We start from the raw sequence: 14,052 nt of genomic DNA, 5'->3' as shown, positions 1-14,052 counted from the left end.
TCTATAAACCAGCCTGGAGGCACGGGGTTATCGTGCAAGCTAAACCGAACTCCCAGATATGTTCAGCTTAGCTTGTTCGATGACTTCAGGGCTACTGAAAACCCAGACCTCAGCCGTTAGGCAGGTCTGGGTAGTTTATTCAATTTCTGCCATTCTCCTGTACTTCACTCCTGAAAGATTTCCCAAACGAATGTCAAACGCTTTAAACACAATGTCTCAGTCATTATCTCGGTTATACCGAGGTGTTAGTGACATTTTTCCCAACCAACCGGATTCTCAAGACCCGAGTGAGAACCTAGAGCAACGGATTCGCCAAACTGAGCGTCCCTTGCGGATCAAGTTGGGAATTGACCCGACGGGGACAGATATCCACTTGGGTCATAGTATTCCGGTACGGAAATTACGGGCGTTTCAGGATGCGGGTCATACGGCTGTCCTAATTATTGGCGATTTTACCGCAAGAATCGGTGATCCAAGTGGTAAATCGGAAGTACGGAAGCATCTTTCTGACGAACAGGTGCAGCAAAATGCCCAAACCTACTTGGATCAGGTGCGTCCGATTTTAGATTTTGAAACACCAGGACGCCTGGAAATTCGCTATAACTCGGAGTGGCTAAGTAAGTTGGATTTGGCAGAGATTCTCGATTTGTTAGCCACGATGACGGTGGGGCAGATGCTAGCGAAGGAGGGGTTTGCGGAACGATTTAAACAGGAAAACCCGATTTACCTGCATGAGTTTCTCTATCCCTTGATGCAAGGGTATGATTCGGTGGCAGTTAAGGCGGATGTGGAGTTAGGGGGAACGGATCAAAAATTTAATATTGCTGTGGGGCGAGACTTACAGCGGCATTTTGGTCAACCCCCCCAGTTTGGATTACTGCTGCCGATTTTAATTGGTACTGATGGTGTGCTGAAAATGTCGAAGTCGCTGAACAATTATGTGGGGTTGCGGGAGGCGGCTCAACCCATGTACCAGAAGCTGGAAGGGACGAAGGATAATCTGTTAGAGGAGTATTTTGAGCTACTCACCGACTTATCCTTAGCGGAACTGCCAGTAAATCCCCGCGATCGCCAACAACTCCTCGCTTGGACAATTGTCACCCAATATCACGGTCAAAAGGAAGCAGATGAGGCAAAAGGCGGGGGCGCTATCCCAGAGTTTTCCCTCTCTCAAGTGGAGTTTCCCGCCAAGTTGTTTTATATCCTTAATGCCAGTGGGTTGTGTAGCAGTAGTGGCGAAGGGCGGCGACAGATTAAAGGCGGCGGTGTGAAGCTAGAGGGCGATCGCATTACGGATGTAGACTGCACCTTTGATTCCCCAGAGGCTTTAGAGGGCAAGGTTTTACAGGTAGGGAAAAAGAAATCTGTGCGGTTGACATCCTAAGCAGCTAGTGAATGTCAGCAAAAGTTTTTGGTTACTGGGCGTGCAAGCAGAGGGAGCATGGGAAGCTGTGAATTAGCGCAAATCGACAAATTTGTCAATGAAATCCGGGGAGCAAGTGGTATTATAAGGATAATCAGACTGTGTGTTCCAGAGGAGGTTCGCTCATGTCACCATTATTGCCGCTAATACTGCTATGGGTTTTTCTCGGAATGGCTTTTTTATCGAGCATTTATGCAGAAGGCAGAGCCATTACTTAGCGCTAAAAAACATAGAAAGAACAGCAAAAAGCATAGATACAACTAGCTTTGCTATACTGAGAAGAGAACGAACGTCCGAGGAAGTCGGATTCCTGTAAAGCGGTGCCTCGGAACTGAGTATCGTTCCTCAATAGTTTCGTACAAAACAGGCTATATGCCTGTGGGTCGGGAGAAGTCTTTCCCTATTAGGGAGAGACACTTCACGCATATAACTACAAAAAAAGGGGAAAGAAATTTCTTTCCCCTTGAACTCTCTATGGGTTTGAGAAATAAGTCAATTGTAGGGGCGGGTTTAGACGCTCAGGTCTGCAACTCACCAATAACGGCTCAACAAAACCCGCCCTTATTCAATTGTAATTGTAGGGATGTAATTGTAGGGATGGGTTTAGACACTCAGATAAGTGGGTCAGAACGCCTTCTGAGATTGCATAAGTTGCGCGGTTAAATAAAAATGGGATAATCTGTGGCTACTTATAAACAAGCATTTTCCATGTCAGTAGCAGAGCGGATTATAGTCCCCTTAGATGTACCAACCGAAGCCCAAGCGATCGCCCTCGTGGAACAATTACCGCAGGTGAGGTTCTGGAAAGTCGGACTGGAGCTATTTGTCAGTAGTGGATCTGCAATTCTTCAGATTCTCAAACAGCGGCAAAAACGGATATTTTTAGATCTCAAGTTTCACGATATTCCCAATACGGTAGCTGGGGCAACACGGACGGCTGCTGGATACGGGGTAGATTTATTGACAATTCATGCCGTAGCCGGGCGCATGGCACTCAAAGGAGCGGTAGCAGCAGCGAAGGAAGGAGCAGAAGCCGCCGCCTGTTCACCCCCAAAGTTAATTGCGATTTCCCTACTCACCAGTTTGAACTCACGAGATTTAGCCTTTGATTTAAAAGTTCCGATTGAGTTACCCGAATACGCCCTACAGATGGCACTTTTGGCACAAGAAACCGGATTAAATGGTGCAGTTTGTTCACCTCAAGAAGTGTCTCAGCTTCGCCAAGTGTGTGGGGATGACTTTCTCCTCGTTTGTCCCGGCGTCCGTCCCAGTTGGTCGGAACAGGACGATCAACGGCGATCGATGACGCCAGCAGATGCTCTGAAAGCGGGGGCTGATTACCTGGTGATTGGGCGCCCCATCACGGCTGCACCTGACCCCGTTGCAGCGTGGGAAAGAATTTGTGAGGAGTTATAGCGCTTAGCGCTGATATAGTTATAATCATCAGCTAGATACCTATGGTGTAATGAGTTGAACGGATGGAAAATATGTAAGATAACGATTGACATCACGGGTAAGCAGAGGCATATTTGCTATGACAGCATGAGCGCCGATATAAAAGTCAGGAAGTGGCGATCGCCGTTCACCTCCATGTCGGCGATATGCCAAAAAGCTTTGTCCTGCTAGGAAAGCGGCTGAATAGGGTAAGGGGTCTCGACGAAAAAAATCTTCTGGTAAAGCGTCTTCTACTTCTTCGGGTTGATTAAACCCAATCGATATTTCGGCGTAAATGATCGGGTTAATCACCAAATCTCCCTGATTGGCGTAGTCAGTTAGCATTTGCGATGACCAGTCAAACCATTGAGGATCTTCGGTGAGAATATCCAAGATGACATTGCTATCTACCAGAATTTCGCTCATCGGTCTCCGCGAGTTAGTTGGATAATGTCGTTAGTTGTCAGGCGGTTCGTTGCTTTACCACGAATGGCAGCAATCATTTGTCTTCCTCGGCTGAAACCTTGAGGCTTGCGAATGCGTAAGGTATTTCCTACTACTTCAAGTTGAACTTCTGTTCCTGGTCGAAACCCAAGCTGGCTTTGAATGTTTGGAGGAATAGTAATTTTACCGTCTGTGTCAATTTTCATTGTTTTTATCCTCCTAGGGTAGCTTAATTATTAGTGAATTTCCTGATAGTTTAGCGATCGCACTATTCTATTTTTTGGGTTGAAATAATTTCTTGTCAAAGTCTCTTGTCACTCCTTATGAATCTTAAGTTGCTCCAATGCTTAACAGTTGCCTGTTGGCTGGGATTTCAGATGGATAGTGGGGCATTTAACCCCAATTTTACCCTAGGCTCACAAACGCTGCAGACGAAACCCACAAAGCTAAGAGTTCTCCCCTGTACGCCTACACTCCTGCACCCCTGTCTTCCTAAACCTACACTTCTAGCTCAATCAGCGTGTCCCTCAGATGTAGAAACTTTAACGTCTCTAATGCTGCGGGATTTACCGGACTACGCGAATCGGGTGATCCAGCGATCGCGACCTGTAAATGAGGACATCGATATGAATCTATATATCATTGTGGCAGGGCGAGCAGAATTTCAACCCCTGACTCTCGGTCCCGGTTCCTATAATTCTGTGACGACTGCAAACGTAGAACCCCCACAGCAAGTGTTTTTTACCACTCTCGAACGCCAATATGTCGAGGGAGGTGCGATCGAACGAGAGAGTTTTCACTGGCTATTTTTAACCAATACCGATAGTGGATGGCGTTTGGCTCTGATGTTTACGCGCCTAGGTTCACCTTCACCAGAACGCCCACCAACGCCGCCACGAGAGAGTAGCGATGGTATTATGGGTCGAGCTGTGCAGCTCTGGTTGCGAGATTGTCGGGCGGACGCAATTCGAGCCTCATACAGATAGTGGTCTATCTTACAATTTAAGTTAGTGCTGAATCGGTTGGGTTTGATTGAGGGCATCTTGGTAAATACCTCAACTCCAGTCTTTAACTTTCCTTTGCTAGTGCCAGATTAATGCCCGATAATTTGCGACAAACTATTGCTCTTTACGTAGAAGATATTGAATCGCCTGTGGGTAGGCGGATTAATTTGCTGATTATGGGGTTAATCCTCTTATCTTCAGCAATTTTCGTGTGCGAGACTTATCCCATACCGCCGCTGCTTCGCCTAAGTCTGGATATTATTGATCGAATTATCTTAATTATTTTTGTTGCCGAGTATTTACTACGCTTTTGGGTTGCTGACTCTAAAGTTAATTTCTTTTTTAGCCCGGTTTCGCTTATCGATCTAATCGCGATCGTGCCTTTCTTTATTGGCGTGACGGATATCCGATTTATTTTAATTTTCCGTTGGTTTCGTATCTTACGGTTAATTCGCTTCCTTACTTTAAAAATTTATGTTTTTAGACTTAGCAATCAAGATGCCATTATCTTAGCTCGAATATTATTTACATTGTTCACCATAATATTTGTTTACTCAGGATTAATTTATCAAGTTGAACATGGAATAAATCCTCAAAAATTCAAGACATTTTTAGATGCCTTCTATTTCGCTGTAGTAACGATGACCACCGTTGGATTTGGTGACCTCACGCCAATTTCAGAAGGGGGTCGATTACTAACAGTGCTGATGATTTTGACAGGCATTGCTTTGATTCCTTGGCAATTGGGCGATTTAGTCAAGCACTTACTTAAAACGGCTAACCAAGTGGAAAAAGTCTGTGGCGGGTGTGGTTTACCTTTTCATGATTCTGATGCTCAGTTTTGCAAAATTTGTGGGACTAAGTTAGGGACTGCTAAATAAGTAGATTGGTAAGGAAAGGGAAACACATAGACAGATCGCCGACTTCTTGGAGAAGTCGGCGATCTTGCTTAAGGCTGTACCTCATAAACCTGAAATCTGCTGTAAGCCATTCAGAGTTAAAGAAATATTCCATCTGTCTATAGATATAAATATTTAATTTAAACTTGAAACTTGGGGTAGACGCTATAAATAGAGAATTAGGATTAATATATGGAGGCTAGGCAGAGCATATAGCCTAAAAAAGTAACTTTTATCAACAATAAAGATAAATGATATGCTAAAAAATAATTTGAATCACTTTAAAAAATTACTTAGCCCTATGGGAGTTGCGTATACAAGTCTTTTCCTGACTTTTCCAGCATTAATATTCCTGGTCTCTTATTCTAGCCCTTCATCTAACTATCAAGCATATCCTCAGTATAACACTAACTTAATGGTACAATTACGGCAATTTTTGGCTCAAAATTACCCTAATCATAAACCATCCAATGAAATTATTCTTCCCGGTAAACTCTCAGTTGAGAATGAGTCAGAGGCAAATACTCGGTTATAAATCTTCCATTTCTTGATAAAGTTCTTCTAAATCCTGCTGTTGAGTCCGCCGCGAACGCCGTCGATATTTCTTAGTGTTTAACTTGGGTTCGTATTGGGTTTGTCCCTTGCCTTTTATTTTCTCCTTAAGGGTGGACTCTGGATCAGCTTGTTGGTTTAAGCGTTCCTGACGCGCGATCGCTTCCTCTAAGAAACCCAGATAATGATCGTAGCGTTCCCAGTCTCCCTGTACCGCACAGTTAGGTTCATCTCGATGTAAGCAGTCACTAAATTGACAACTGGCTACCGTTAACTGTTGTCGCGCTTCGGGAAAATGATGGATTAAATCGGCTGGCGTGCAATCCAAGTCAGGCTGATTAAATCCCGGCGTATCTGCCAATAAACCCCCTTGGGGTAATTCAAACAATTCTACATGGCGGGTAGTGTGGCGTCCCCGTCCTAATTTTCCAGTTACTTCTCCCACGCGCAGGTTGGCTTCGGGGGCAAGTTGGTTAATTAAACTGGATTTTCCCACTCCAGACAATCCAGCTAAGACGGTAATTTTCTGGTTTAAGCGATCGCTGAGTTCGGCTAAACCTGTGTTAGTGTAAACGCTGATAAATATAGGTTGGTATCCCCAGGCATTCAAGCGCTGCTGCCACTGCTGTTGTTCTTCTGGTGTGACTAAATCACTTTTATTGAGACACAAACACACCTGGAAACCTGTCGATTCTGCCTTGACTAAAAAGCGACTCAGTTGATACGCATCCAGGGTAGGTTCTGCTAAAGCAAAAACTAAGAGAATTTGTTCAGCATTAGCCACAGGAGGACGATCCAGTTGAGTTTTTCGAGGGAGAACTTCTGCGATCGCCCCTCGGTTCCCTGTCCAGTCTGGTTCCTCAATGACAACGCGATCGCCCACCATCACCCGTTGACCAATTTTTTTCAATCGGGAACGACGGGTACACAATAGTGTAGAGACGTAGCATGCTACGTCTTCTTGATCACAATTAGACTCTAATCGAACCTGATAGAAATTCGCCTGAACTGCCAGAACTGTCCCCAATAAGGGGGCAGATAACTCAGACGGTGGGATATCGACTAATTCGCTCATGCAGAGACTTGAGGACGCCGTACTCTTAGAGCAAAGTAGCCTTTGCGATCATCGAGTGCCTCAATCGGATACCCTGCCATCGCCAGACTATCGGGAACCTGTTCAATCGGTTCCCCTGGATCAAGCCAGACTTCTAATAAAGATCCGGGCGTCATTTGTTCTAGACGTAGCTTAGTCCGCACAAAGTTAATTGGGCAAGGGGTTCCTCGCAAATCCAGTTGAGCATCAGGTGTCTGATTAATTGTCGATCCCGTGGGCTTACTCATCCGCGAAACAGTCCTCCCAAAAAGTCTTCTATACCTCCTTTACCCGTGCGATCGCCTTTAATTTTTGCCAGCTTCTCCAGTAACTCCCGTTCCTCCGCTGTGATTCGGGTAGGAATATCGATTTGAATTGTAATCAAATGATCACCCCGACTCACCGGATTTCCTAATTTTGGCACGCCATGATTTTCTAATGTCAGCACCGTATTCGGTTGGGTTCCGGGGGGAATCTTCAACTCCACCGGACCATCAACAGTATTAACCTGGAGGCGACAGCCCAAAATAGCTTGTAAATAGCTAATTTTCAGATCCGACAGAACATTAATTCCATCTCGCTGAAATTCCGCATCTTCCTCAACAAATAGGTAGACATATAAATCTCCTGGAGGACCACTGCGTAATCCAGCATCCCCTTCTTTAGAAACCCGTAGCCGGGTTCCATTATCCACACCGGGCGGAATCGTAATTTTTAGCTTTTTGGTTTCTTGTTTGCGACCTGCTCCCCCACAGGTTTCACACTTATCCTCAATCACCTGTCCTTCGCCGTTACAGGTTGGACAGACTGACACTTGAGTGAAACTGCCAAAGGGGGTACGAGTCGCGCGACGCACTTGTCCTGAGCCGCTACAGGTCGAACAGGTACGCGGTCGAGTTCCCGGTTTAGCCCCCGTACCGTTACAGGTATTACAGTTTTCTAGGTGAGGAATGCGAATTTCCTTTTCCCCACCGAATACAGCTTCCCGGAATTCTAGCTTCAAGTCTAGGCGCAGGTCATCCCCTCGCGTCGGTCCACCCCGCCGACGGCCCGTTTGCTGACCCATACCCCCAGCAAAACCGCTGAAGAAGCTTTCAAAAATATCAGCAAAACCCATATCCCCAAAATCGGGATAGCCGGCTCCAGCAGCACCTGAGGATACACCCGCTTCACCAAAGCGGTCGTATCGTGCCTTAATTTCGGGTTCGGATAGGATTTCGTAAGCTCGATTAATTTCTTTAAATCGCTCTTCCGCTCCTTGTTCCTTGTTAACGTCGGGATGGTACTTTCGGGCAAGGCGACGGTAAGCCCGCTTTATTTCTTCTTTGTCAGCGTCGCGAGAGACGCCGAGAGTCTCATAGTAGTCAGGCATAGAGCAATGCGGGAGGGTTGGATTACGTTACGGAGGTGGGTTAATCGGGATAGTTTGTACAGAGAATCGGCTTGATCGCCACCGAGGGCTGATATCCTGATCACCTGCACGTCTATCCATTTTGGATAAAAAACCAGCGAATTGCTACTTACATGTAGGCATTGCCTTAGTCAACTGTTTCATAGTCAGTATTATTTACCGTTTCATCATCAAAGTTCAGAATTAACTCTTCTTCTTCGGGTTCCGACTCAGAAGGTTCGCTAACTTCTACAGGTGAGGCAAGTTCCTCCTCGCTTTCGCTAATCTCATCGGGTTCTAAATCGGGCGCACTCTCTTGGTAGACGGCTGCACCAATAGTAAACAGGGTTTGTTGGAAATCTTCTAGTTGCTGTTTAACGTCCTCAACTGGAATCGAGGGGTTTTTGAGTGCAGCTTGTAGCTGTTGCTTTTTCTTCTCTCCCTGCGCCTTCAAGTCCTCGCGTACCAAATCGGCATTGTCTTTTAGGGTCGATTCGTAACTGTAGAAGAGGCTTTCGGCTTGATTTTTCAGTTCCACCAGTTGCATCCGACGGCGGTCTTCTTCGGCAAATTGCTCGGCTTCTTGGCGCATCCGTTCCACTTCACCACTATTTAATCCACAAGTGTTGGTAATCCGGATGCTTTGCTCTCGTCCTGTGCCTTTATCCGCCGCTGAGACGTTAAGAATTCCATTAACATCAATATCAAAGGATACCTCAATTTGAGGCACACCCCTGGGAGCCGGAGGAATGCCTGCCAGTAGAAACTTACCCAGGCTCTTGTTATCACGAGCCATTGCCCGTTCACCCTGGAGGACATGAATTTCCACAGAGGTTTGTCCGTCCGTCGCCGTGGAAAAGATTTGCGATTTACTGGTGGGGATCGTGGTGTTACGCTCGATAATTTTGGTGAAAACTTCGCCTAAGGTTTCAATCCCCAGTGACAATGGAGTTACATCCAGTAGCAACAAGTCTTCAACTTCACCGCCCAAGACGCCCCCTTGAATGGCTGCACCTAGGGCAACCGCTTCATCGGGGTTGACCGACTTATCGGGTTGGCGACCGCCAAAAAACTTACTAATCGCTTTCTGAACGGCGGGGATGCGAGTCGAACCCCCGACCAGCAGAATCCGGTCAATATCATCAGGCTTAAGTTCGCCATCTTTGAGCGCCTGTTTTACGGGTTCAACTGTGCCTTTGATCAAGTCGCTCGCCAGTTCTTCAAACTTCGCTCGCGACAATTCCATCTCTAGATGTTTAGGACCTGTTTCATCTGCGGTAATAAACGGCAGGTTGATCGAGGTGTTCAACATGCTAGAGAGTTCAATTTTTGCCTTTTCTGCGGCTTCTCGCAAACGCTGTAGCGCCATTTTATCTGCGCCGATGTCGATGCCTTCTTGTTCTTTGAACTCCTGGATCATCCAGCGCACGATCACGTTATCGAAGTCATCGCCCCCTAGATGATTGTTGCCAGACGTGGCTTTGACTTCAAATACGCCGTCGCCCAGTTGCATCACCGAGACATCAAACGTACCGCCGCCTAAGTCAAAGACGAGAACTTGGTGTTCTTCGTCTTGCTTGTCCAGCCCATACGCCAATGCTGCGGCGGTTGGTTCGTTGATGATCCGCAGCACTTCTAAACCGGCGATGGTGCCGGAATCTTTGGTTGCTTGCCGTTGAGCATCGGTAAAATAGGCAGGGACTGTAATCACCGCTTGTTCTACGGGTTCACCGAGAAAGTTTTCGGCATCGGCTTTCAGCTTTTGCAGGATCATGGCAGAGATTTCCTGCGGGGTATATTGATGGGAGCGGATCTGGACATCAACCGTATCGTCGCGACCCTTAACACAGTTATAGGGAACTCGCGATCGCTCCTCTACCGTGTCCTCCCATCGACGACCAATAAACCGTTTAATACTATGGACAGTATTTTCTGCATTGGGAACTGCCTGACGCTTCGCTAGTTGACCAACCAAGCGCTCATTCGATTTACCAAATCCCACAATACTCGGTGTGGTTCGTCCGCCTTCCGTACTGGAAATGACGAGGGGCTTACCTCCTTCGAGGACAGCCACGCAACTATTTGTTGTGCCCAGGTCGATGCCAATGACTTTTCCCATAGCGCTTCGGCCTATCTGATCGGTAAGGTTTTCTTTTTAAGGTGGTAATCTGTGGTTACAGAACTCACCTGACGTGCGCTCAACCGTTGTTTGGGGTTGATTGTTTTAGAGATGGACACCCAAGGGGGGAGTATCCCCGTGCCGCTTAACTTTCTGGTTCTGTCGAGGTGTCTTCCTCTGAGGTTACCACGGGCTCTGGAGCCGCAGCAACTTTAACCATGGCATGACGCAATACGCGATCGCCCAAGAAATAGCCACGCATCAGTTGTTCGATGACGATTCCTTCGTCATATTCCTCACTCGGCTGTCGCATCACTGCTTCATGGAAATTGGGATCAAACTCTGTTCCTTCCGGACGCATCGGCGAAACCCCAAGACGTTTGAAGGATTCCACCAGTTGTTTGTAGATCCCCTGATAACTCTTATGCACCGCCATCTCCCCATCATTTTGAGGTTTGATTTGCGATCGCGCCCGCTCAAAGTTATCAACCACGGATAATAACTCGCCCAGAGTATTACGCTTTACTTGATGGTCTAAATCTTCTTTTTCTTTAGCCGTCCGCTTGCGGAAGTTATCAAAATCGGCAGCCATCCGCATGGATTGGGTTTTAAAGGCTTCAAATTGCTGATTAACTTCCTCCAGTTGAGCTTTGAGGAGTTCATTTTCCTGCTGCAAGGTTTCGATAACCGCGACATCCTCCTGCTGACCGGGCAATCCGGCAGAGTCCGATTCCGCAGACTCACTCTCCACCCCTTGTCCGGCCGAAGTTTCTGCCGCTTCCGTTGTCACTTCAGCGGTTGCCGCTTCTGCCGTTGATGGTGATTCAACATCGGGTTGTGTGCCAACCTCCTCCTCAGAAGTTGCCTCATTTAAATCGGGGTTATCTGAATTCACGGCCTTCTGCTCATCTGTTTGTTGCAACGTAGTATTTGGTTGTTTGTCTTCGTCACTCATAATTCACTCGTACTAAAAACTCAATCAATCTCCTGCTCCTTCAAGGGATGGCAACATTTACCTTGCCCAGATTAACGGCAAGATTTTGGGTAGGCTAAAGTCCCAGGCATCAAGTCCGGATTGCTACCTCCTCAAATCCTAGTACATACTGGGGAAAATTGTCTGTTGTTAATGCGTCTATTGATTCAATCACACCTAAACAGGAGTTCTCGCCGTAGAGACATAGCCTGTTACGTTGAGGATTTGGGGGCGGAGGCACTCTAGGGGTCTGAGGAAACGGTTAAGATAAAACTTGAGGCGGTATCCCCATCTATAATAAGGAATAGATTATTTTATCAGGGTTATAGAGGACTAATTTTGAATTCAGTCAGAATTCTATCACATTTAGATTATCTGAAGACTTGCATTTCACCCTTGCCAGGATATTGGTAACTCCAGCATGTTGGCATCCAACCTTATTCGATTCGCGCCTCAAAGTGTTTCCCAGCATGGGTACTCCGATCTAAACCCAGTGAGCAGGGAGCCATTCTGAGATCCGTCAAGCCCTTTTATTCAAATTGGCGGCAAGGCAATGGGGTTACCGTTGTCGCTTCCTCCAGTCAGTACGACAAACGCTAAAACTTTTAGGAATTCTGTAATCAAGGAGATAGTCTCACCCACTATGACTCAATCCCCATCATCATCAGCAAGACGTGCCCTTGTTGTCAAAAACGATTTTTCGCCCTTTGGAAATAAACTGGTTCAATCGGGTTACGTTGATGACGGTCAAATGCGGCAGGCATTGGCGGAAAGCCGTAAGTCAGGACGACCTCTGACCGATGTCGTTGAATCAATTACTGGGCGTCAGTTGCCACCCGACTTGATACGCCAGTACAAGAAACAGCAACTGTTTGAACTCAAAATACTTTACGGTGTTGAATCTCTTGATCCGGAACTTGGTGATATTTCTGGTCACCAAGTCAAGGAACTCATCGAACGCCTAATTCCTATTGATATCTGTAGTCGCTATCGTTTAGTGCCGTTATCCAAAAATGATGGTCAACCCCCATCGCTTCTGGTAGCAATGGTTGATCCGGATAACCTTGACGCCCAAGATGATCTGAACCGGATTTTGCGCCCTCACGGGATTGATCTACGGCGGATGGTGATTACCCAGGAAGACTATCAGCATCTGATTAATCAATATCGGGATCAAAAACTGGCACAAGAGAAGGAACAGGAAGCCGCCAAGCAGACAAACATCAGTCAGGATCTTGATAATTTAACCCTGTCTGATGCACCAGAGGAAACGACGGAAGAAGACATATCGAAAGTCGCGGGTGAAGCCGGTGGTGCCCCGGTAATTAACTTGGTGAATAAAATCCTCGCCAAAGCCCTACAAGAAGACGTTTCTGACATTCACATCGAACCCCAAGAAGAATACTTGCGGGTTCGCTTCCGCAAAGACGGCGTACTGCGGCAAGCCTTCGATCCCTTACCTAAAACAATCAAAAATGCCGTTGCTGCTCGCTTCAAAATTATGTCAGATTTGGACATCGCTGAACGCCGATTACCCCAAGATGGCAGAATTCGGCGCATGTTCCAAGGGCGCAAGGTTGACTTCCGAGTCAGTACCCTACCCAGCCGTTATGGTGAGAAGATTGTCCTGCGGATTTTGGATAACTCTAGCACCCAACTCGGTTTGGATATTTTGATCACTGACCCAGAAAGCTTAGAAATGGTCAGGGAAATGACAGCACGACCCTTTGGGCTGATCTTGGTCACGGGTCCGACGGGTTCGGGTAAATCCACAACCCTCTATTCTATGCTGGCTGAGCGCAATGACCCAGGTGTCAATATCAGTACCGCAGAAGATCCGATTGAATATTCCTTACCTGGTATTACCCAGGTACAGGTACTGCGGGAAAAAGGCATGGACTTTGCCTCGATTCTACGCTCATTTCTACGCCAAGACCCGGATGTAATTCTGGTGGGTGAGACGCGAGATAAGGAAACGGCAAAAACCGCGATTGAAGCGGCGCTCACTGGACACTTAGTCTTAACCACGCTCCATACCAACGACGCCGCCGGCGCCATTCCCCGCCTGGATGAAATGGGAGTCGAACCATTCATGGTGTCAGGTGCGCTTCTGGGAGTTTTAGCCCAGCGCCTGATGCGGAAGGTTTGTACTGAATGTCGCACACCTTACCAGCCTACCGCTGCTGAACTAGCTCGATTTGGTTTAGCTGCTTCCGGCGAAGGGGAAGTCACGTTCTATAAAGCTAATACCCTACAACCCGAAGAAATTACCGACGCTCGCTCCAAAGGAACACTCTGTCAAAAATGTAATGGAATTGGGTACAAAGGACGAGTGGGCGTTTATGAAGTCATGCGGAACACCGAACGACTGCAACTCCTAATCAATGAAGGAGCGCCTACTGAACGGATCAAAGAAGCAGCGGTGGAAGAAGGGATGAAAACCCTATTATCCTACAGTTTAAACCTGGTGCAGGATGGTCATACAACATTGGAAGAAGTTGAACGGGTAACGTTTACTGATTCCGGTCTTGAGGCAGAAATGAAAGCCAAACGTAAGCAATCCCTCTCCTGTAGCACTTGCGGCGCTGGGTTAGAACAGGAGTGGTTAGACTGTCCGTACTGTATGACCCCACGTTTTTGAGACTAAAAGCTGGGACTATTCATCAATTGTTGTTGGCTTCAACCCCCAACAACAATTGATTAGGTAACGAACACTGACAA

The 14,052-nt window shown here is 46.9% G+C and carries 12 protein-coding genes; 5 read left to right on the top strand and 7 right to left on the bottom strand.

Annotated features, from left to right (window positions below; all coding sequences use genetic code 11):
- Nucleotides 1–211: 211 nt before the first annotated feature.
- Both tyrS and pyrF read left to right on the top strand, forming a co-directional pair.
- Entirely contained in the window at nucleotides 212–1,384 is a 1,173-nt protein-coding gene (tyrS, locus tag RH949_RS12970) for a tyrosine--tRNA ligase (RefSeq protein ID WP_006103024.1), read from the top strand.
- 747 nt (nucleotides 1,385–2,131) lie between these two features.
- The gene (gene pyrF, locus RH949_RS12965) at nucleotides 2,132–2,839 is read left to right on the top strand and encodes an orotidine-5'-phosphate decarboxylase (RefSeq protein ID WP_446353604.1); all 708 of its coding nucleotides are present in this window, start codon (nucleotides 2,132–2,134) and stop codon (nucleotides 2,837–2,839) included.
- 39 nt (nucleotides 2,840–2,878) lie between these two features.
- Here the strand turns inward: pyrF and RH949_RS12960 are convergent, their stop codons facing one another.
- Entirely contained in the window at nucleotides 2,879–3,283 is a 405-nt protein-coding gene (locus RH949_RS12960) for a type II toxin-antitoxin system VapC family toxin (protein WP_006102902.1), read from the bottom strand.
- Complete coding sequence (locus RH949_RS12955; protein WP_006102837.1) at nucleotides 3,280–3,507, bottom strand: AbrB/MazE/SpoVT family DNA-binding domain-containing protein; 228 nt, start codon at nucleotides 3,505–3,507, stop codon at nucleotides 3,280–3,282. The genes RH949_RS12960 and RH949_RS12955 overlap by 4 nt, the downstream gene beginning before the upstream one ends.
- Nucleotides 3,508–3,624: 117 nt before the next feature.
- Here RH949_RS12955 and RH949_RS12950 point away from each other — a divergent pair, with 117 nt between their 5' ends.
- Nucleotides 3,625–4,287, top strand: a complete 663-nt coding sequence (locus RH949_RS12950) for a hypothetical protein (RefSeq protein ID WP_071777242.1) — start codon at nucleotides 3,625–3,627, stop codon at nucleotides 4,285–4,287.
- Nucleotides 4,288–4,397: 110 nt separating this feature from the next.
- On the top strand, nucleotides 4,398–5,186 hold the full coding sequence (locus RH949_RS12945) for an ion transporter (RefSeq protein ID WP_446353594.1): 789 nt from the start codon (nucleotides 4,398–4,400) through the stop codon (nucleotides 5,184–5,186).
- A 547-nt stretch (nucleotides 5,187–5,733) separates the two neighbouring features.
- Here RH949_RS12945 and rsgA read toward each other — a convergent pair.
- The 5 genes from rsgA to grpE form a co-directional block, all read right to left on the bottom strand.
- Nucleotides 5,734–6,831: a small ribosomal subunit biogenesis GTPase RsgA gene (gene rsgA, locus RH949_RS12940; RefSeq protein WP_006103027.1), complete on the bottom strand. Its 1,098-nt coding sequence runs from the start codon at nucleotides 6,829–6,831 to the stop codon at nucleotides 5,734–5,736.
- Nucleotides 6,828–7,097, bottom strand: coding sequence for a sulfurtransferase TusA family protein (locus tag RH949_RS12935; protein WP_006102851.1), 270 nt, complete (start codon nucleotides 7,095–7,097; stop codon nucleotides 6,828–6,830). Before RH949_RS12935 ends, rsgA begins: the two co-directional genes overlap by 4 nt.
- Nucleotides 7,094–8,221 carry a molecular chaperone DnaJ gene (gene dnaJ / locus RH949_RS12930; protein ID WP_006103044.1) on the bottom strand — a complete coding sequence of 376 codons (1,128 nt, stop codon included), beginning with the start codon at nucleotides 8,219–8,221 and terminating at the stop codon, nucleotides 7,094–7,096. Before dnaJ ends, RH949_RS12935 begins: the two co-directional genes overlap by 4 nt.
- Before the next feature lie 166 nt (nucleotides 8,222–8,387).
- The gene (gene dnaK / locus RH949_RS12925) at nucleotides 8,388–10,358 is read right to left on the bottom strand and encodes a molecular chaperone DnaK (RefSeq protein ID WP_446353591.1); all 1,971 of its coding nucleotides are present in this window, start codon (nucleotides 10,356–10,358) and stop codon (nucleotides 8,388–8,390) included.
- 145 nt (nucleotides 10,359–10,503) lie between these two features.
- Complete coding sequence (gene grpE, locus RH949_RS12920; RefSeq protein WP_006102976.1) at nucleotides 10,504–11,253, bottom strand: nucleotide exchange factor GrpE; 750 nt, start codon at nucleotides 11,251–11,253, stop codon at nucleotides 10,504–10,506.
- Between the two features lie 721 nt (nucleotides 11,254–11,974).
- Between grpE and RH949_RS12915 the strand changes: the two genes are divergently transcribed.
- A complete protein-coding gene (locus RH949_RS12915) occupies nucleotides 11,975–13,972 on the top strand; it encodes a GspE/PulE family protein (protein ID WP_006103041.1) in 1,998 nt (665 codons plus the stop codon).
- Nucleotides 13,973–14,052 lie beyond the last annotated feature (80 nt).

Origin of the sequence: Coleofasciculus sp. A1-SPW-01, from assembly GCF_040217205.1 — a bacterium.
Lineage (GTDB): Bacteria > Cyanobacteriota > Cyanobacteriia > Cyanobacteriales > Coleofasciculaceae > Coleofasciculus > Coleofasciculus chthonoplastes_A.
Note: the sequence above shows the minus strand (reverse complement) of the source record. Positions and strands in the feature narration are given on the sequence as shown.